The organism is Bradyrhizobium lablabi (assembly GCF_018131005.1).
In the GTDB taxonomy this organism is placed as follows: Bacteria; Pseudomonadota; Alphaproteobacteria; order Rhizobiales; family Xanthobacteraceae; genus Bradyrhizobium; species Bradyrhizobium lablabi_D.
In genome coordinates, this window is the sequence record NZ_JAFCJK010000005.1 from 163069 (window position 1) to 183411 (window position 20343).

Annotated in this window: 16 protein-coding genes; 13 read left to right on the forward strand and 3 right to left on the reverse strand. The window is 62.3% G+C overall.

Translation table 11 applies throughout. The features are described 5' to 3' along the window. Positions 1 to 101 precede the first annotated feature (101 nt). The 4 genes from JQ553_RS16745 to JQ553_RS16760 all read left to right on the forward strand — a co-directional run bounded on the left by JQ553_RS16745 (position 102) and on the right by JQ553_RS16760 (position 4227). Positions 102 to 977: an S-methyl-5'-thioadenosine phosphorylase gene (locus tag JQ553_RS16745; protein ID WP_212501081.1), complete on the forward strand. Its 876-nt coding sequence runs from the start codon at positions 102 to 104 to the stop codon at positions 975 to 977. Continuing rightward, positions 974 to 2077: an S-methyl-5-thioribose-1-phosphate isomerase gene (gene mtnA / locus JQ553_RS16750; RefSeq protein ID WP_212501082.1), complete on the forward strand. Its 1104-nt coding sequence runs from the start codon at positions 974 to 976 to the stop codon at positions 2075 to 2077. Before JQ553_RS16745 ends, mtnA begins: the two co-directional genes overlap by 4 nt. A gap of 73 nt (positions 2078 to 2150) precedes the next feature. Beyond that, entirely contained in the window at positions 2151 to 2693 is a 543-nt protein-coding gene (locus JQ553_RS16755; protein WP_212501083.1) for a tripartite tricarboxylate transporter TctB family protein, read from the forward strand. Between the two features lie 22 nt (positions 2694 to 2715). Then, positions 2716 to 4227: a tripartite tricarboxylate transporter permease gene (locus JQ553_RS16760; protein WP_212501084.1), complete on the forward strand. Its 1512-nt coding sequence runs from the start codon at positions 2716 to 2718 to the stop codon at positions 4225 to 4227. Positions 4228 to 4299: 72 nt separating this feature from the next. Here the strand turns inward: JQ553_RS16760 and JQ553_RS16765 are convergent, their stop codons facing one another. Beyond that, positions 4300 to 5493: a CaiB/BaiF CoA-transferase family protein gene (locus tag JQ553_RS16765; protein WP_212501085.1), complete on the reverse strand. Its 1194-nt coding sequence runs from the start codon at positions 5491 to 5493 to the stop codon at positions 4300 to 4302. A gap of 633 nt (positions 5494 to 6126) precedes the next feature. Between JQ553_RS16765 and JQ553_RS16770 the strand changes: the two genes are divergently transcribed. The 9 genes from JQ553_RS16770 to JQ553_RS16810 all read left to right on the forward strand — a co-directional run bounded on the left by JQ553_RS16770 (position 6127) and on the right by JQ553_RS16810 (position 17991). After that, positions 6127 to 8859: a M10 family metallopeptidase C-terminal domain-containing protein gene (locus JQ553_RS16770; protein ID WP_212501086.1), complete on the forward strand. Its 2733-nt coding sequence runs from the start codon at positions 6127 to 6129 to the stop codon at positions 8857 to 8859. Between the two features lie 236 nt (positions 8860 to 9095). After that, entirely contained in the window at positions 9096 to 10649 is a 1554-nt protein-coding gene (locus tag JQ553_RS16775) for a lipopolysaccharide biosynthesis protein (RefSeq protein ID WP_249144352.1), read from the forward strand. Between the two features lie 2 nt (positions 10650 to 10651). After that, positions 10652 to 12490 carry an asparagine synthase (glutamine-hydrolyzing) gene (gene asnB / locus JQ553_RS16780; protein ID WP_212501087.1) on the forward strand — a complete coding sequence of 613 codons (1839 nt, stop codon included), beginning with the start codon at positions 10652 to 10654 and terminating at the stop codon, positions 12488 to 12490. 3 nt (positions 12491 to 12493) lie between these two features. Then, entirely contained in the window at positions 12494 to 13591 is a 1098-nt protein-coding gene (locus JQ553_RS16785) for a glycosyltransferase (RefSeq protein WP_212501088.1), read from the forward strand. Between the two features lie 235 nt (positions 13592 to 13826). After that, the gene (locus JQ553_RS16790) at positions 13827 to 14477 is read left to right on the forward strand and encodes a methyltransferase domain-containing protein (protein ID WP_212501089.1); all 651 of its coding nucleotides are present in this window, start codon (positions 13827 to 13829) and stop codon (positions 14475 to 14477) included. Beyond that, positions 14474 to 15043: a DapH/DapD/GlmU-related protein gene (locus JQ553_RS34920; RefSeq protein WP_212501090.1), complete on the forward strand. Its 570-nt coding sequence runs from the start codon at positions 14474 to 14476 to the stop codon at positions 15041 to 15043. Before JQ553_RS16790 ends, JQ553_RS34920 begins: the two co-directional genes overlap by 4 nt. Continuing rightward, complete coding sequence (locus JQ553_RS16800) at positions 15033 to 15884, forward strand: class I SAM-dependent methyltransferase (protein ID WP_212501091.1); 852 nt, start codon at positions 15033 to 15035, stop codon at positions 15882 to 15884. Before JQ553_RS34920 ends, JQ553_RS16800 begins: the two co-directional genes overlap by 11 nt. Before the next feature lie 3 nt (positions 15885 to 15887). Next, on the forward strand, positions 15888 to 16820 hold the full coding sequence (locus JQ553_RS16805; RefSeq protein ID WP_212501092.1) for an NAD(P)-dependent oxidoreductase: 933 nt from the start codon (positions 15888 to 15890) through the stop codon (positions 16818 to 16820). After that, positions 16813 to 17991 (forward strand): glycosyltransferase family 1 protein, encoded by a 1179-nt coding sequence (locus tag JQ553_RS16810; RefSeq protein ID WP_212501093.1) that lies wholly within the window; start codon positions 16813 to 16815, stop codon positions 17989 to 17991. Before JQ553_RS16805 ends, JQ553_RS16810 begins: the two co-directional genes overlap by 8 nt. 20 nt (positions 17992 to 18011) lie before the next feature. Here the strand turns inward: JQ553_RS16810 and JQ553_RS16815 are convergent, their stop codons facing one another. After that, the gene (locus JQ553_RS16815; RefSeq protein WP_249144353.1) at positions 18012 to 19322 is read right to left on the reverse strand and encodes a hypothetical protein; all 1311 of its coding nucleotides are present in this window, start codon (positions 19320 to 19322) and stop codon (positions 18012 to 18014) included. 40 nt (positions 19323 to 19362) lie between these two features. After that, positions 19363 to 20325, reverse strand: coding sequence for a UDP-glucuronic acid decarboxylase family protein (locus tag JQ553_RS16820; protein WP_212501094.1), 963 nt, complete (start codon positions 20323 to 20325; stop codon positions 19363 to 19365). Positions 20326 to 20343: the final 18 nt, after the last annotated feature.

Sequence of the window (20343 nt, forward strand, 5' to 3'; positions counted from 1 at the left end):
GCACGCAGTGATTATTGCGCCGCAGTACAGTCGAACGTCCGGGCGTCCATGATCGGGTTGCGTCAACCCTGTCGTCCGCCCCTGGATCGTCAGGAGTGATCATGACCAAAGCCGTTCTCGGCATCATCGGCGGATCCGGCATCTACGACCTGCCGGGGCTGGAGAATGTTCGCGAGGAGGCGATCACGAGCCCGTGGGGAGAGCCGTCGGCGCCGCTGCGACGCGGTGAGATGGCCGGGCTGCCAATCGTGTTCCTGCCGCGCCACGGCCGGGGGCACGCCCTCTCGCCCTCCGACATCAACTACCGCGCCAATATCGACGTATTGAAGCGGGCGGGAGTCACCGATCTGGCCGCGCTTTCCGCTTGCGGATCGTTCAAGGAGGAACTGCCTCCGGGCACGTTCGTTCTCGTCGACCAGTTCGTCGATCGTACTCACAGGCGCGAGAACTCATTCTTCGGCAGAGGCTGCGTTGCCCACGTCTCGATGGCGCATCCGGTATCGCCGCTTCTGCTTGCGCATGTTGCGGCTGCGGCGGAAGCCGAGGGCATCGCGTTCGCGCGCGGCGGAACCTATCTTTGCATGGAAGGACCGCAATTCTCATCACTGGCGGAAAGCCTGACCTACAAGGCACACGGCTATTCCGTGATCGGCATGACCAACATGCCGGAAGCCAAGCTCGCCCGGGAGGCCGAAATCTGCTACGCCAGCGTCGCGATGGTCACCGATTTCGACTGCTGGCATCCTGGCCACGATGCGGTAACGGTGCAGGACATCATTCGTGTGCTGAATTCGAATGCGGAGAAGGCAAAGGCGCTTGTGGCGCGTCTGGCGCGGGATTTCCCACGCGAGCATGAGCCGTGCCCGATCGGTTCCGACCGCGCGCTGGACACTGCGCTGATCACGGCGCCCGAGGCGCGTGATCCGGAACTCCTCAGGAAGCTCGACGCCGTGGCAGGACGGGTGTTGAGAGCATGAAGGTCGACGGGCAACATTTTCGCAGCATCTGGCTCGAGCCCGACGGTTGGTCGGTCGGTGCAATCGATCAGCGGCGATTGCCGCATGAGTTCATCGTCGCAACGATCACCACCGCGGAAGAGGCCGGCGAGGCGATCCGCTCGATGTTGGTGCGCGGCGCGCCGCTGATCGGCGCCACCGCCGCCTTTGGAGTGGCGCTCGCGATGCGTGCCGATGCCTCCGACGCGGCGCTCGATCGCGCCTGCAAAATGCTGATTGCGACCCGACCGACCGCAATCAACCTGAAGTGGGCGCTCGGCGAAATGCAGCGCGCGCTCATGCCGCTAGCGTTCTCCGAGCGCGCAGAGGCCGCCTACGCTCGTGCCCGCGAGATTGCGGACGAGGATGTCGCGATCAACCATGATATCGGCCGCCATGGCCTCGGCCTGATCGAGACTATCGCGGCGACAAAGAAGCCTGGCGAGCCCGTCAATATCCTGACGCATTGCAATGCCGGATGGCTTGCAACCGTCGATTGGGGTACGGCGACGTCGCCGATCTACCAGGCGCATGATCGCGGAATCGCAGTCCATGTGTGGGTCGACGAGACACGCCCGCGCAATCAGGGTGCTTCGCTTACCGCCTGGGAACTCGGCCATCACGGCGTGCCGCACACGGTGATCCCCGACAACACGGGCGGCCATTTGATGCAGCATCGCATGGTCGACCTTGCCATCGTGGGAACCGATCGCGTCGCCGCCAACGGCGACGTGTGCAACAAGATCGGGACGTATCTGAAGGCGCTCGCCGCGCGCGACAACGACGTGCCCTTCTATGTCGCGCTGCCGTCGCCGACCATCGACTTTAGTATCGATGATGGCATCAGGCAGATCCCGATCGAGCAGCGCGCGGCCAGCGAAGTCACGCACCTCACGGGGCGAACCTCGGACGGACGGATCGAAACCGTGCGAGTGGTGCCGGAGGGCTCGCCCGCCGCCAATTTTGGCTTCGACGTGACGCCGGCGCGGCTCGTGACCGGATTGATCACCGAGCGCGGCGTGCTGAAACCGGACCATGCTGCACTTGCGCGCGCGTTTCCGGAGCGCGCCGGCATCCGCTGAAGGCCGCATTGACGTCGATTGCGTCTGCACGCTATCCAAATCGCCACTCTCGCCAGCCAGACCAATCCCATCCATGTCCAACACCGATATCGAAATCGTCGTCGAGGATCCGACCGCGCCCGAAGCCGGCTCGCCTGCCGTTGTCAGCACCGGCGTCGTTGATGTTGTCGTGTCGCTGCTCCTGCTTGCGCTCGCTGTAACGCTCGGCTGGGACAATTGGCGCGCCGGCGCGTCTTGGGACGCGACTGGTCCGCAGCCCGGCTATTTTCCATTCTATCTCTCGGTGATCCTCGGCGCCGCGAGCCTTTATGGTCTCGTCGCTGCGCTTGTTTCGCGCCGAGAAGCTTCGGAAACCTTCGTGACACAGGCCCAACTCCGCCGCGTGATGGCGGTATTCGTGCCAACGCTGCTGTTCTGTCTCGCAACCCAATTCCTTGGGCTCTATGTCGCGAGCTTTCTCCTGATCGCGGGCTTCATGCGGCTGGTCGGCAAGATCGCGCTGTGGAAATCGCTTCTGACCGCCTTCGTCTTCACCGCGGCGATGTTCGTGACCTTCGACATCGCATTCGACGTCATCATGCCGAAGGGGCCGCTCGAAGCGGCTCTCGGCCGCTAACAGACCGACAGGACCCCTCGTCATGGAAGCCTTCGGTCTCCTGGTACACGGCTTTGCGGTCCTGCTGACATGGAAGACGCTAGTGCTGATGATGACCGGGCTCGTGCTCGGTATCTTCGTCGGCGTGCTGCCGGGGCTGGGCGGGCCCAATGGCGTGGCCATCCTGCTGCCCTTGACCTTCAGCATGGATCCGACCTCCGCCATCGTGATGCTGTCCTGCATCTATTGGGGAGCGCTGTTCGGTGGCGCCATCACCTCGATCCTGTTCAATATCCCTGGCGAGGCCTGGTCGGTCGCGACCACGTTCGACGGCTATCCAATGGCGCAGCAGGGTAGGGCGGCGGAGGCGCTCACCGCAGCGTTCACTTCGTCATTTATCGGCTCACTCGTCGCCGTGCTGCTGATTACGTTCCTGGCGCCGATGATCTCATCGTTTGCGTTGCGATTCGGTCCACCGGAGTTCTTCGCCGTCTATCTCCTGACGTTTTGCTCCTTCGTAGGCCTCGGCCGTGAGGCCAAGCACAAGACGGTGATTTCGATGTCGCTCGGGCTGCTGCTCGCAGGCGTGGGCATGGACACGGTGTCGGGGCAGCTCCGCATGACCTTTGGCTCCGCCGAACTGTTGCGCGGCATCAACTTCCTCGTCGCCGTGATCGGCCTGTTCGGCATCAGCGAGATCCTGCTGACCATGGAAGAGCGCCTGGCGCTGCGCGGCCACGCGGCGGGCATCAGCCTGCGCGTGGTGCTGTCGGTGTGGAAGGACCTGCCGAAATACTGGGTGACGCTCGCGCGCTCGTCCTTCATCGGCTGCTGGCTTGGCATCACGCCGGGCGGCGCGATCGCGGCCTCGTTCATGGGCTACAATCTCGCAAAGCGCTTTTCCAAGGACCAGGAGAGTTTTGGCAAGGGCCGCATCGAAGGCGTGTTTGCACCCGAGACCGCCGCGCATGCCTCAGGGACCTCGGCATTGTTGCCGATGCTTGCGCTCGGTATTCCCGGCTCTGGCACCGCGGCAATTCTGCTCGGCGGCCTGATGGTGTGGGGTCTCAATCCGGGCCCGCTGTTGTTCGTCGAACACAAGGATTTCGTCTGGGGCCTGATCGCCTCGATGTATCTCGGCAACGTCGTCGGCCTCGTTCTCGTACTGACCACCGTGCCGATCTTCGCCTCGATCCTGCGGGTGCCGTTTGCGGCGGTTGCGCCGATGATCGTGGTGTCCTGCGCGATCGGAGCCTATGCGATCCAGAATGCTATGTTCGATATCTGGCTGATGCTGGGCTTTGGCGTCGTGGGCTATGTCTTCAAGAAAATCGGCGTTCCGCTGGCGCCATTTACGCTCGCTCTGGTGCTCGGCAATCGCGCGGAGGACGCCTTCCGCCTGTCGATGATCGGCTCCGGCGGCGACATGAAGGTGTTCTGGTCGAACGGCCTCGTCGGCTCGATCACCACACTTGCGATCGTGCTGCTGTTCTGGCCCGTGATCGACCAAGCCTTGGCCACCGTCTCGCGCCTGCTGCGGCCGGCGAAGGCGTGACCGCATCCCAAGGAGCCGCCTCGACGCCTCATGGTTGGAGATGCGAGGACGAACTCCTCACTATAAGGATAGTCATACCACCTTGCGCTGCCGGAGTTCGGCGATCTCGTCCTGGCCAAAGCCGAACTCGGCCAGGACTTCCTCGGTCTGCTCGCCGAATTCCGGCGGGCGTGCCGCCATTCGGCTCGGTGTGCGCGACAGTGTCACGGGCTGCCCGACCAACTGAATGTGCCGGTTCTCGTCATTGGGCACGTGCTGCGCGATGCCGAGATGCTTGACCTGGGCGTCGTCGAACATCTGGTCGATGGAATAGATCGGCCCGCACGGCACGCCGGCGGCATTGAGCTCTTCGACCCAGGTCCCGGTGGACTTCTTTTCGGTCAGCGTATTGATCTTCGCATTCAGCGCATCACGATTCTTCGAACGAGCCGGCGCGGTTGCGTAGTCGGGATGGGAGATCAGTTCGGGTGCGCCGATCGCCTGCGCGCAGCGCTCCCAGATCCGGCCGCCCGTGGTGGCGATGTTGATGTAGCCGTCCGAGGTCTTGAACACCCCGGTCGGTATCGAGGTCGGATGATTGTTGCCGGCCTGCTTGGCAACTTCCTTTTCCATCAGCCAGCGCGCGGCCTGGAAGTCGAGCATGAAGATCTGTGCCTGCAGCAGCGACGTCTGCACCCATTGACCTTCGCCGGAAACGTCGCGCTCCAGTAGCGCAGTGAGGATGCCGATCGCGCAGAACAGGCCGGCGGTCAGATCGGCTACCGGAATACCGACACGCATCGGGCCGCCGCCGGGCGCACCGGTGACCGACATCAAGCCGCCCATGCCCTGCGCAATCTGATCAAATCCCGGCCGCTTGTGATAGGGGCCATCCTGGCCGAATCCGGAGATGCTGCCGTACACGATGCGCGGATTGATCCTGCGCAGGCTCTCATAGTCGATGCCGAGCTTCGTCTTGACGTCCGGGCGGAAGTTCTCGACCACGACGTCGGCCTGCTCGGCCAGCCGCTTGAACACTGCGAGTCCCCCAGGGTCCTTCAGATTGAGGGTCATGGCCCGTTTGTTGCGGTGCAGGTTCTGAAAGTCGGAACCGCCGCGCGGGCCGCCGGGCTGCTCGCCGCCGCCGTCCTCCAGGAGCGCGTCGATCTTGATAACGTTAGCGCCCCAGTCCGCAAGCTGTCGCACACAGGTCGGCCCGGAGCGGACACGGGTGAGATCGAGTACGGTGAAACGGGAAAGGGCCTGGGAAGCGCGGGGAAAGGGCATTGAAAACCTCTTGTTGGGCGGGCCGCTTCGGAACCTGCCCATTGCGCATGGACAATTGAACGGGTGCCGCAAATCCAGTGCGGCGGGGGATGGGCATGCTCCGGAGCCGTTTTTGGCATAGGTACGGCTGTCGATTCAACCTCATGCCTTAATGCTTTGCCAATGAGATCCGTGCGAAAATCAGCGCTAGCCTGAGCTCGTTTGCCGGGCCATTCTTGCGAGACGAATGACCTGCAGGGTGCGGTCGGCTTCATGCGAAAGACCAGTTTGCTTTTCGATGATTCCGGAATGCCTTCCCGGTTCGACGGTCTGGGCCGCGCGGCGTCGGGCTTCTCGGGGATGGCAGCCGGCGCGGTTGGACGGTCCCTATTCGGCGACGATGGCGACGCCTATCCGCTTGCCGCGGCGGCGTCCACCACGGTCACCACGAGCGCGAGCGCCACCAAGCCGGTCGCGACAATCGCCCAGCTTGCCGATTACCTGGTCAGCGGCTTCTGGGCTTATAACGGCGGCATCGCCCATCACTGGGCTTCCAATACAATTACCTTCAACATCGATGGGCTGAACGCGTCCGAGCAGTTCCTGGCGCTGTCGGCCCTGCAGGCCTGGCACGAGGTTGCGAACGTCAACTTCGTGCAGACCACCGGCAGCGCGAACATCACCTTCGTGGACACTGGCACCATGAGTGCCGCGACCAACGCGTCGTGGAACGGCTCCGGTCTCATGACGTCTGCGAAGGTTGACATCAGTTCGGACTGGATCACGAACGACGGCGGCGCGTACGACGGAAAGACCGGGATCGACAGCTACGGCTACCAGACCTACGTCCACGAGATCGGCCATGCGCTCGGCCTGGGCCACCAGGGCGCCTATAACGGCAGCGCGACTTACACCGCGAATGCGACCTATGCCAACGACACCTGGCAATACTCGATCATGTCGTACTTCGCGGAGAACAATTACTCCGGAAGCTCCTATCGCTACGTCGTTACGCCGCAGATAGCCGACATCTATGCCATAGATTCAATCTATGGCGCGGCGACCGCGACGCGGGTTGGCGACACTACCTACGGCTTCAACAGCAATGCCGGGGCGGTCTTCAACTTTGGCAATTACAACCAGGCGCCCGCGCTAACTATCTATGATAGCGGCGGCAATGACACCCTCGACTGCTCCGGGTACTCGGCCGCCCAAACCATCGACCTGCATGCGGGAGCCTTCTCTTCGGTCGGCGGCCTGGTCCACAATATCGGAATTGCCCTCAATGCGACGATCGAGAACGCGATCGGCGGCAGCGGCAACGACGTGCTGATCGCGAGCGATTCAAGCTCTAAGCTGACCGGTGGCGCTGGCAATGACACGCTAATCGGCGGCGTCGGCAATGACTGGCTGATCGGCGGCACCGGGATCGACACTCTGACGGGCGGCGCCGGCGGCGATACTTTCGTGTTCGCGACGGGCGACAGCGCGACCGGTCAACCTGACAGAATCTCCGACTTCACCGTTGGCATCGACAAAATCGACCTCAGCACGATCGACGCTATTAGAACAACCTCTGCTCACGATGCATTCCATTTCATCGGCATGGCTGCATTTGACGGTACGCCCGGCGAACTCAACTATGCTTACAACAGCGCTGCCGGTGTCACCATGCTGGAGGGAGACACCAATGGCGATGGCGTCGCAGACCTCATCATCGATCTGACTGGCAGCGTCACCATCGCCGTGTCCGATTTGATCGGAGCTTTCAGCGCCCCCATCACAATCGAGTCGGCGGGGGCGACGAGCCTGGTGCTGAGTGGAAACAACTACCTTCTCAACCCAACCACCGGTGGTGCCGGGCAAGTCCTGAAATACGCCGGGTCCGCGATCGTTCCGGCCCAATTCGGGGGTTGGACCCCGATCGGTGCAGAGCCGACATCGACCGGCTATCAAGTGGCCTGGAAGATCCCGAACAGTGGTAGCTACACGGTCTGGACGACGGACAGTAACGGCAACTACATCACCAATACCGACCTGACGGCAGCGAGCGTTGCAACGGTCGAGCACAACTTCAATCAGGACCTCAATGGCGACGGCGTCATCGGCGTTCCAGGTACAGTGATCGAATCGGTGGGTGCGACGAGCCTGGTGCTGAGTGGAAACAACTACCTTCTCAACCCAACCGCCGGTGGTACCGGGCAAGTCCTGAAATTTGGCGGGTCGGCGATCGTTCCGGCCCAATTCGGGGGTTGGACACCGATCGGTGCAGAGCCGACATCGACCGGCTATCAAGTGGCCTGGAAGATCCCGAACAGCGGTGTCTACACGGTCTGGACGACGGACAGTAACGGCAACTACATCACCAATACAGACCTGACGGCAGCGAGCGTTGCAACGGTCGAGCACAACTTCAATCAGGACCTCAATGGCGACGGCGTCATCGGAATTCCAAGTACAGTGATCGAATCGGCGGGGGCGACCAGCCTGGTGCTGAGTGGAAACAACTACCTTCTCGATCCGACCGCCGGTGGTACCGGGCAAATCCTGAAATACGCCGGGTCCGCGATCGTTCCGGCCCAATTCGGGGGGTGGACCCCGATCGGCGCAGAGCCGACATCGACCGGCTATCAAGTGGCCTGGAAGATCCCGAACAGTGGCAACTACACGGTCTGGACGACGGACAGTAACGGCAACTACATCACCAACACCGACAAGACTGCGACGAGCGTCGCAACGGTCGAGCACAACTTCAATCAGGACCTCAATGGCGACGGCGTCATCGGCGTCCCAAGCACCGTGATCGAAGCGGTGGGGTCGACGAGCCTGGTGCTGAGTGGAAACAATTACCTTCTCAACCCAACCGCCGGTGGTGCCGGGCAAGTCCTGAAATACGGCGGGTCGGCGATCGTTCCGGCCCAATTCGGGGCGTGGACCCCGATCGGTGCAGAGCCGACATCGACCGGCTATCAAGTGGCCTGGAAGATCCCGAACAGTGGCAACTACACGGTCTGGACGACGGACAGTAACGGCAACTACATCACCAACGCCGACAAGACGGCGACGAGCGTCGCAACGGTCGAGCACAACTTCAATCAGGACCTCAACGGCGACGGCGTCATCGGAATTCCATCGAGTGCGGCTCTACTTGCCGAAAGCGCGCAAGGCTCGAGTGTGACCAAGCCTATCGGCGTGCTCGGCTCTAGTGCCACGACGGAGTTCGCGGTGAATGCTTATTTCATCGAACTTGAGCAGGGACAGGCTCGCGAGCCGCAGGCTTTGCTTCCATCGGATGGAGGACTCAGCCACACCAATCAATTCCCCGGCCCCGACAGCGCCTTAATGCATCTGATTGACTTGCACTCAGCTGGTTTCATCATTCACTAGATGCGGAAATGTCTGGAAGCTATCGGAAGACGCCAATTTCGACCGGAGGTGGCGCGAGATTGCCTGTTTCGATTGCAGGGCCACGGCCGGATCGCCTGGCGGAGGCGTCAGCAGCAGGTTGCCGGGGCCACCCTCGACATTACCGGTCGGGGCTGCTAGCCCGGTTCCGACGCTGACGGGTTTTGCCTCTCTCAAGGGGTGATCCAGGCGCGGCAAGCAACGGCCTGATAGCTGGGATGGCATTGAGGAAGGCTCCGCCCGATCTGCTTGGTAATTCGGCATGGAACGCGATAGCGTTCGTGGTGGCGGTTGTCCTCAATCTGGCCATCCTGCCGTTCGTGTTGGTGCGACTCGGGCTCGCCGCCTTTGGAGTCGCTGGCCTGGTTACAGCCTGCATCGCTCCGGCATTGGTGTTTAGCAATACGCTAGCCATGTCGACCACACGCGAATTGGCTCAGCGACTGGCTCCGGCTGATCGCGACGATGCACGGCAACTGTTTGCAACGGCGGCGATGCTGGCCATTTGCGCCGGCGGCCTGATCGCGGTCTTCCTTGGTTTGGCCGGCGCGCCGCTTGCGCGCCTGTGGTTCCACTTGAGTGGACCCTCGTCAGACGACCTTGAGCTTGCCTTCGTGTTGGCCGGTGCCGGCTGGCTCTGCCAGTGCATTTCGGCGGTCTTCCTCGCGCTGTTCACGGCGCGTCAGGACTACCGGCGCATTGCCGCGATCAGCATCGCCAGTACGGTGGTCGCGACGGCGTCGATGCTGCTTGTGATCCCGACCGCGCCGCGCGCCTCCGCGTTTCTTGGCTGTCAGGCGCTGGGCTACGCCACCAGCCTGCTTGTCGCTGTCGGCTGGTCGCGTCGTTCGGTCGGCGAGTGGCTGGCAAGACCGGCGGTTTATCGTGAGGCGCTGGGCGGGCTGTTCAAGCTCGGCAGTTGGCAACTGGCTGCGCAGGGCGGCGCGCTGTTTGCCGCACAAGCGGATCGCTATCTGCTTGGCGCGCTGCTGCAGCCGCAGTTCGTCGGATTCTATAGCGTTGCGCAACGTCTCGAAGAGGCAGTCTATATCGGTGTGCTGAAAGTCGGTGAGATCCTGTTTCCGTTCTTCAGTTCATTGCAGCGGGAGGCAGAGCATCGCAAGGTCGACCTGCTGCTCCGCGCGTCCTGGATTCTCAATGTGCTTGCCGCCAGCGCGCTGGGCGGGCTCGTTCCTGTCGCGGGCCCGCTGCTCCATCTGTGGACCGGTGCGGAAGTCGCCGCCGAGGCGCAACGTGTGCTCGTGGTCCTTTCGATCGCGGGTATCCTGGGTTCGAGTGCGAACGTCTTTGCCTTCTATCTGCTCGCGCAGGGGCGCTCCCGCTCAAACGCACAGATCGCGCTCGCCGCCGGCATCTGCACCGTCGCCACCAGCGCGATCGCGTTGCCACGGTTTGGGTGGCAAGCCGCGGGCTGGAGCGCCTGTGTCGGCATGATCGCGCAGATGGCCACCACCGTGCTTCTGCTGCGACAGACCTTCCATCTCGCAGGTATGTGGCCGCGCGTGCTTCATTTCGTGCTGATGCCGCTCGGCGTCGCGATCGCGACGGCCCTGACGCTCCGCTATGCGCTCGACCACGCTTCCATCCTTCTCGCACCGTCCTGGTGGAATGTCGGAATAGTCGCTTCGCTCTCGGCTGCGACAATCTTCGTTGCGGCCGTCGCGGCATCGCAGCTCGGACCCTACCGCGCGGTCTGCTGGCGTGATCTTTGCGCGATAGTCGGTCGTTTCCTGCCGCTCAAGGCCGTCTAAGCATGTGCGGAATTGCGGGCATCGTGAACTTGCGCGGCAATGCGGTCGACGCGGCCGAGATATCCCGGCTGACGACCTTGATCGCGCATCGCGGTCCCTTCGGCGAAGGGATCTGGTTCAACGCCGCACGGAACCTGGCGTTCGGCCACCGCCGCCTGGCGATCATCGATCCCGGCGACGGTGGCTATCAGCCGATGCATTCGGCCGACGGCCGACATGTGATCGTGTTCAACGGCGAGATCTACAACTTCCTCGAGCTGCGCCGTGAGCTCGAGACGAAAGGCGTGGCGTTCCGCAGCCAGTCCGACACCGAGGTGGTCCTCGCCGCCTGGCAGGCGTGGGGTGAAGACATGCTGCCGCGTTTCAACGGCATGTGGGCGTTGGCGATCTACGACACACACAAGGATGAACTGTTTCTCGCGCGCGACCGCTTCGGCATCAAGCCGCTGTTGTACGCACTTACTCCCGAACGCTTCGTCTTCGCGTCCGAGCAGCGCGCCCTGGCGCGTAGCGGGCTGGTGGAGGCGACCATCGACGTCGACGTCGCGCGGCGATTGCTGCTCGATCCGTTCGGAATCGAGGGCAGCGAGCGGACCTTGTTCCGGCGGTTACGTCGCCTGCAGGCAGGTCACAGCATGTGGCTGCGCCAGGGCCGCGTTGAGGTGCGGCGCTGGTGGCGGACGGTGGATCACCTGCCAGCCATACCGGGCAGCGAGGCCGAACGTGTCGCGCGCTTCCGCGACCTGTTCCAGGATGCGGTGGCGTTGCGCATGCGCAGCGATGTTCCGATCGGAACCTGCCTGTCCGGCGGCTTTGATTCGTCCGCGGTCATCTGCGCCATGTCGGCGCATGAGAAGGCCGGGATGGGACCGCGCGACACCACGGCGTGGCGCCACGCCTTTGTCGCGACCTTTCCGGGCGCCATCAACGATGAGCGGCCAATGGCCGAGGAGGCGGCCGCCTGGGCCGAGGTGGCGCCGACATTCCTGGAGATCGGCCGCTCCGATGCGCTCACCGATCTCGACCAGATCCTCGACGACAATGACGACGTCTACATCGGATTGCCGAGCGCAGCTTGGCTGATCTATCGCGAGCTCAGGCGTCAGAACGTCACCGTATCGCTGGATGGCCATGGGGCCGACGAATTGATGGGGGCCTATCTTCAGGAGGGCAAATCGGGCGCATTTCGCATCCGCAACGCTGCCGCGGCGCTCACCTCGCATTCGACGCTGGCGCGGCGGGGCGTCGATCTGCTGCGGGCGCTGATGATCCAACGCCAGGGACACTATTTCCTGCGCGGCGGCCTTGCGGGTGTCCCGGCGCAGCTGCCGCTGGTCGCCGAGGACGATGTGCTGCCTCGCGAGTGGGGCGCGCTGAATCGGCGCCTCTACCGCATGTTCCACTCTACCGTGCTGCCCACCATCCTGCGCAACTTCGACCGGCTCTCGATGGCGCACGGCATCGAGGTCCGCATGCCCTTCATGGATTGGCGCTTGGTGACCTACACGATGGCGCTGCCGGAAACGAGCAAATCCGCCGACGGCGCCACCAAGGTGGTGGCGCGCAGGGCGATGGCAAACCTGATGCCGGAGAGCATCCGCACCGCGCGCCGCAAGGTCGGCTTCAACTCGCCGATGCCGGAATGGCTGAACGGACCCTTGGCCGATTGGACCGCAGGCCTGCTCGACCGCAGGGTGCCGGCATTCACCGAACTCGTCGACGAAACGCGCTTGCGCGAGACGGTCGGTCGCTTGACAGCGGCGCAGAGTTGGGATTGGGAGACCGTCGGCCGAATCTGGCCCTATCTCAACATGAAATGGATGCTGGCAAGGTACGCGTGAGCGATGCGTCTGTTCCAGAATAGCGGCCTCTATCCATCCTATCTGGCACGCCTCAACCAGCTTGCGGCGAATGCTTCGCGGTTCGAGGCGCGGCGCGATTTGTTCCTGCATGACCGCTTTGGCGCCCCGCATATCCTGAAACCCGTGCTGGATGGCTCACCTGACGCCTTCTTTACCAATGGCGATGACGAGGTGCTGCAACGCCAATGGGCGCGCGCGCAAGGCATCCCCGGACACCCTGCGCTCGAGGCCATTCTGCTCGCCCAGATCGAGAACCATGGAACCGAGGTGTTCTACAACCTCGACCCGGTGCGCTACCCCAGCACGTTCATCGCCAGGTTGCCCGGCAGCGTGAAGAGAACGTTGTGCTGGCGCGCGGCGCCCTCTGGAAACGCCGATCTGACAGCCTACGGTGCGGTGCTCGGCAACTTCCCCTCGATCCTGGAGTCCTGGCGCAGCAAGGGCTGCCGGGCCGAGCTGTTCTTTCCCGCAATCGACCCGGTGATGGCGGAGTATGGTCACGGGGAGCGGCCGATCGATGTGCTGTTCGTCGGCGGCTACTCGCGGCACCACCGCGCGCGCGGCAGGACACTCGAGCAGGTGGCAAACCTCGCAGCCAGCCATCGGATCGTATTCTGTCTCGACGCGTCGCGCCTGACGCGGCTTGCGGAAAGCGCGATAGGTCGATTGCTGCCGCTGCAAACCCACCGGCGTCCCGATGCCATCGCCAATATCGCAAGACCGCCGGTGTTCGGCCGAGACCTCTACGAACTCATCGGTTCATCGAAGATTGTGCTCAATGGCGCGATCGACATGGCGGGCTCCGATCGGGGCAACATGCGCTGTTTCGAGGCAATGGGATGCGGCGCGCTGCTCCTGTCGGACGCGGGGAGATACCCGGAGGGGATGGAGGCCGGTGTAACCATGGAAATCTACGACACCCCGGAGCAGGCGGCCAAGGTGACGGCGCAGTGCCTGCGGGATTGGCCGCGCCCGGCCGCAATCGCCGCGCGTGGCAGGAGCCGCCTCGACGAAACCTATAACAAGGCCTCGCAATGGGCACATTTTGTCAATCTCGCCGCACAGATTAAGCCGTGCTAGACCGTCTGCGTGATCGGCAGGCCGTGCAGGCCATCGGGTGTTGACGATGAGTTCGGGTGACTTGATCTATCAGCTGAAGTTGTTGGCGGACGGCCTTGCGGTGCCGCTGTTCAAACTGCGGCCGCGACCCTTCAGCCCCGGCTACCAGACGGTCAAGCGCGGCATCATCACCTCGGCCATCGACGCGGGCCTGTTGCATGCCGGGAAGGAGCTGCCGCAGGGCTATGGGATCGCCATGGACGAACGTGTCGTGGAATATCCTTGGGCGTATGCGCGGATGAAGAATGTTGGCAAGATGCTCGACGCGGGGTCGACGTTCAATCATGATTTCCTTTTGCAGCGCGAGCCGCTGCACGGCGCTGATCTCACCATCATGACGTTGGCACCGGAGAAGCGGTGCTATTGGCGCGACGGCTACTCCTATGTGTTCGGTGATCTCAGGAGAACCATGTTTGGCGATCGTGTCTTTGACACGATCGCCAGCATATCGACGATCGAGCACGTCGGTCTTGACAATCAGATGCTGTACACCGGCGATGCGCGCGATGCGGAGTCCGATCGGGACGGCTTTGTTCCAGCGGTGAAGGAGTTCAAGCGCATTCTCAAGCCCGGGGGGGTTTGCCTCATCTCCGTTCCGTTTGGCAAGCGTGACAATCTCGGTTGGTATCAGGTCTTCGACCTGGCCATGATCGATAGGATCATCGAGTCGTTTGCCCCCACGTCTTGTCATATCGACTATTTCGGCTATTCGCGAAAAGGATGGTCGCGGCAGAGCGCCGAGGCGCTTGCGAATGCGACCATCTATGACGTTCATACCGGAAAGGGATGGGACGATGACTTGGCCGCATCCTCCCGCGCCGTCGCCTGCCTCCAGTTGACGGCATGAACGTCGATTACCTGATCCAGCGACTGATCGGCCGTGCAACCTGCCGGCTGCAGGCAGACGCGGTGCTCGGCCGCAGTGCGAGGATCAGAAACATCCGCGGCATTTCCGAAAAGATCGTCGTCGGCCGCAATAGCCGCATCCTCGGAGAGCTGCTGACATTCGCGCATGGCGGAGAGATCAGGATCGGCGAGTGGTGCTATGTCGGAGAGGGGACGCGAATCTGGTCCGCCAACCTGATCGAGATCGGAGACCGCGTCCTGATCTCGCATTCGGCGAATCTTTTCGACAACCTCACGCATCCGCTGCGGGCGGCGGAACGACATCGACAGGTCCAGCAGATCTTCACGCGCGGCCATCCCCGCGATATCTCGCTTGACGAGAGCCCGGTCCGAATCCGCGATGATGTCTGGATTGGCGCCGGCGCAATGGTCATGCGTGGCGTCACGATCGGGGAAGGTGCCGTCGTAGCGGCTGGTGCTGTCGTCACCAAGGATGTTCCGGCATTTTCTATCGTGGCGGGCAATCCGGCCGCGCTGGTGAGGGAGCTCGAGCCCGATGAACGGTGAGCCCAAATTCACCACCTGGGAAGATGCCGTGGTGTGGCTGCGCAACCAGCCAGCCCAGCGCCAACTCGTGCTCGACGCCTTTTACGACGATCCGCTCATTGAGGCCGCCGAACGCTACTTTCAAAGCAGCGAATGGCAGGCGATCACAGTGCTGCTGAAGGGGCGAACAGGCACCGCGCTCGACGTTGGGGCCGGACGCGGCATCGCGAGCTATGCGCTCGCGCGCAGTGGATTTGCGGTGACGGCCCTCGAGCCGGATGCCAGTCCAATCGTGGGGGCGACGGCAATCCGCGGCCTGGCCGCGCAGGCACAACTGCCGATCGAGGTGGTCGAGGAGTTTTCCGAGCGGCTGCCATTCGCCGACGCGACATTCGACCTCGTCTTCGCCCGCGCCGTGCTGCACCACATGCGCGATCTGGACGGCGCGTGCCGGGAGATGTTCCGCGTACTGCGGCCCGGAGGCCTGCTCATCGCCGTACGCGAACACGTGATCAGCAAGGAGGCCGATCTCTCAAAGTTCCTGGCCCAGCATCCGCTTCATCATCTCTACGGCGGCGAAGCTGCCTTTCTTCTCGATCGCTACATCGGCGCGCTCTCGGGCGCCGGTTTCTCGCCGATCGAAACGCTCGCGCCATTGAAGAGTCCCATCAATCTGTTTCCCTACACGCTGGAGACGCTGAGAGCTGCAGTTGTAGCGAAGTTGACACAAAAGGTCCCGGTAAGATCGGTATGGTCGGCCGCACTCGCTTCACGTCGCGCTTTTGTCTCGCTGCTATCGATGGCTGAGCGCTTCGACCATCGACCGGGCCGGCTCTACTCGTTTGTCTGCTACAAGGCTTGACTCATGTCGATTTGGGTCACCGGTGCAAATGGGTTCATCGGCCGCTATCTCGTCGGTGAACTGGCGGGAGCGGGCCATACGGTTCATGGTGTCGGTCATGGAGCGCTTGACGGGGCCGAAGCGCGCCGGCTCGGCCTGCAGACATGGATCAACGGCGAGATCGATTCGGCCAATCTGAACGCGCTTGCGAGCGCGCACGGGCTGCCGTCGCACGTGTTTCACCTGGCCGGCGGATCGTCGGTCGGTCCCTCGATCGAGCGGCCGTTCGAGGATTTTTCCCGAACGGTTGCGACCACCGCCCGGCTGCTCGAATGGCTGCGGAGTTCGGCGCCTGAGAGCCGCGTGATCGCCGCGTCGAGCGCGGCGGTCTATGGGGCCGATCATGCCGGCCCGATCCCCGAGAGCGCTGTGCCAGCGCCGATGTCGCCGTATGGCCAGCACAAGCTGATGATGGAGCAATTGTGCAGGAGTTACGCACGGTCGTTCGGCATTCGCTGCGCCGTGGTGCGGCTGTTCTCGGTCTACGGACCCAACCTTCGCAAGCAGCTGCTCTGGGACATTTGCTCGCGACTTAATGCGGAGGAGCGGTCGCTCAGTCTAGGCGGAACGGGCGCTGAAATTCGCGACTGGACTGATGTACGCGACGTGGCGCGGCTGCTGGCCGGGGTCGCGGAGCTGCCGTTGCCGGACGCTTTTCGTGTCATCAATGGTGGTTCGGGCCAAGGGACGCGTGTAGCCGACATCGCAGATGGCGTCGTCAGACACTGGGGAAGCAACACAGTCGTGCGCTACTCGGGCTTGGCGCGGCCTGGTGACCCCGTGAGCCTGCTCGCCGACGATGCGAGCGTGCGGCAGATGAAGTTCGATTGGCGGATACCGCTTGACCAAGGTCTTGCCGACTATGTGGCGTGGTTCAAGGGGCAGGCGGGTGGCTGAGCGCGCTCCGTTGCGAGTTGCTTTCGTCAACATTCCGCGTCGGCTCTGGGCCGGTGGGCATAGTTACCAGCGCAACCTCTTTGCCGTGCTGGACCGGCATCAGCCGGGCGCCATCGTGCCGGTGTTGTTTGCCGGGATGAATGATGCCGCCGACGAGATCGCGACTCTCGCGAGCATTCCGAACGTGGAGGTTGTCCGCTCGGTGGCGTTCGATCATGCAGGTAGGGGACTTCTGAGCGCGCTGGCGCTTGGGCTCGACCGGCCGGCTGTCGCTGAATTCCGCGCCCACCGTATCGACCTCGTATTTGAATCTGCGCGCTTCTTTGGCTGGCGCCTGCCTCTGCCCGCGATTGCGTGGTTCCCCGATTTTCAGCACAAGCGGCTGCCGCATCTTTTTTCCAGGGCGTCGCGTTTGCGGCGCGATCTCGGCTTCCGGGTCCAGATAGCTTCCGGCCGCCGCATCATGCTGAGCAGCGTCAGCGCGCTACAGGACCTGCGGCAATTCTATGCCGATCCGGCAAACGGCGTGTCGGTGGTTCGGTTTGCGACCGAGCCGCCCCTTGCCCTTCTCGCCACGAACCCGTTTGACGTCGTCGCGCAATACGACCTCCCGGCGCGGCATTTCTACCTGCCCAATCAGTTCTGGCGACACAAGAATCATCGCACCGTGATCGAAGCGCTGGCGATCCTGAAGCAGCGGGACTTCCACGCCATCGTCGTAGCATCCGGCGCCACTCAAGACCCGCGTGAGCCCGGTTTTTTCGAAGCTGCGATGAAGCAGGTACAGGCGCGCGGTCTTGATAAGAGCTTTCGTCACCTGGGTATGATTCCGCTTGAGCACGTCTACGCCCTGTTGCGCACTTCGATCGGGCTGATCAACCCTTCGGAGTTCGAAGGGTGGAGCACAACGGTGGAGGAGGCCAAGTCATTCGGTGTGCCGATGATCCTGTCCGACATCGACGTTCACCGGGAGCAGGCCGACGGCATCGCGCGATATTTCGGCACCAACGATTCCGAAGCCCTGGCCCGGCACATGTCGGACGTCCTGGCGAGTGCCGGACCTGTGATTGCTCGCAATCTGCAAGCCAGTCTCGAAGAGCGCGTCAGGGCGTTTGCGACGGACTTCGTCCAGCTTGCGCAGGAAACCGTGCGGTCGGTGCAGCCACGGTAGCCGTTGCTGTCGCCATTTCGTCAGTCGAAGTGGGAGGCCTGCCCGAAGATCGAGCGTGGCATGATGTACCAGATCAGGAACAGCAAGGCGGTGCCGTGGGTGACCATGACCACGGTCAGCGGCACATTGAGGAAGATCTGTGGGAGAATCGACGCCGAAATCAGGATGAAGCTCGGTGGTAATCCAGCGGACGCCCTGTTGCCGATCGCGACGATCAATCCACAAGCAAGTGCTACGATCGGCGCGAAATAGAGGCCAACGGAAGCAACGCCTTCAGTCGCAAACAGCGATGCGTTGAGGTTGCCCCAGCCGTAGTTCTCTTTCATCACGACGGCCAGCGGTTCCTGATATGGACAGCTTAGGAACGCCCTGACAATCGATATTTGGCAAAAGTGGGTCAGAGGATGAGAGGCGAAGAAGTCGTTGTAGATATCCATCGCCGAAGATGGCGTCGCGATCATGCGCGAGTTGACAACATCAAAGTAAGTGAACAGCGGACCACTCTCAGTGATGTTGACGAAGACTACGCCGATGAGGGCGGGGACGAAGAGGGACAATATTGCGACAGTTCTCGCTTCAAAGGCTTTCGATGCAGCCCATATTGCGAGGACCCAGGCGGGTGAGAAGAATGCAAGCTTGCTCAGCGAGATTGGATAGAACAGCGGATAGAGAAGCAATGTGAGGGCGGCTCTCCAGTAGCGCTTGAGCGCCAGGTAGGAGGCGAAGGCAAGCGGCAGCAGGACGTTCGGAGCGATTCCGATGAGGTAACGTATCACTGCCGGATATTGGAGTTCGTCGCGAAATTCGTACATCCGGCCGAGCGACACGAGCTTGAAATGGTAGATCGAGGCGACTGCGAACGTCGCGACCGTGATCAGGAGAATCAAATCCAGCAGGCGTTCGAAGTCTCGCCGGGACAGCACGAAGATCTGCTTTGCGGATGTATTGATCAACATCGCAGGTAACAGGAACACGATCGCCGAGACGGCGGCCGACAGGGCACCGAGGCCATGGTTGTAGTTGAATCTCGTGAAGCTGTTCATCCACAGGAATCCCAGCACCATCGTATAAAGATAAAAACCTACGAAATAGCCGAAACTGAACCGCACGACCGCGAAAAGAATCGAGACCAATGAAAAGGCGGCAACAACGACGACCGCGTGAAGTAGATGCTGGGGATCGTAGGGAACATAGGTTTGATACGTCGCCACCCTAATCAGCGATATGCAGGTAACGGTGATATGGAACAACATCAGGACAAGCAGGCGAAAGCGGTCGCGCGTGGCTGGAGCGACTGTCTCGATGGCGGCATTGTAGGTCGGATTTGACATCAGGGCCGACGTCTCCATCACGCAGCGAAGTGCGGTGAAGTCAGGCTACTTCGAGCATGCGCTTGAAGTAGGTGATCGTTTCCTTCAACCCGTCGTCGAGCGCGACTTTCGGCTGCCAATCGAGCACCGCCTTTGCCTTGGAAAGATCGGGTTGGCGCTGTCGCGGATCGTCCTGCGGCAGCGGCCTGAAGATCAGCTTCGATCGCGAGTTGGTGAACTTGATGACCTTTTCGGCCAACTCAAGAATGGTGAATTCTGAACTATTGCCGAGGTTCACCGGGCCGGTGCAACTGTCGTCGGTCAGCATCAGCCGGGTGATGGCCTCGACGAGGTCATCGATATAGCAGAACGAACGGGTCTGGCCGCCGTCGCCGAAGACAGTGATCGGATCGCCCCTGAGTGCCTGCACGATGAACGACGACACCACGCGACCGTCGTCCGGCTGCATACGCGGTCCGTAGGTGTTGAAGATGCGTGCCACTTTGATCGGCAGGCCGTGCTGGCGCCAATAGTCGAAGAACAGCGTTTCGGCGCACCGCTTGCCTTCGTCGTAGCAGGAGCGGATGCCGATCGAATTGACGTTGCCCCAATAATCCTCGGTTTGGGGGTGGATCAGCGGGTCGCCATAGACCTCGCTAGTCGAGGCCTGGAAGATCCGCGCCCGCAGCCGCTTGGCAAGGCCCAGCATGTTGATCGCACCGTGGACGCTGGTCTTGGTGGTCTGGACGGGATCGCGCTGATAATGGATCGGCGACGCCGGACAGGCCATGTTGAAGATCGCGTCGACCTCGACGTAAAGCGGAAACGTCACGTCGTGCCTGATCGCCTCAAAAAGCGGATTCTGCAGCAGATGCGCTATGTTGCGGCGGCTGCCCGTGAAGTAGTTGTCGACCGACACCACCTCGGCTCCCTCGGCCAGCAAGCGTTCGCACAGATGCGATCCGATGAAGCCCGCACCGCCGGTCACGAGAATCCTGCTGGTCTTGTAATGCTCGAACGCCATCGGTTTTTCAGTCCGTCG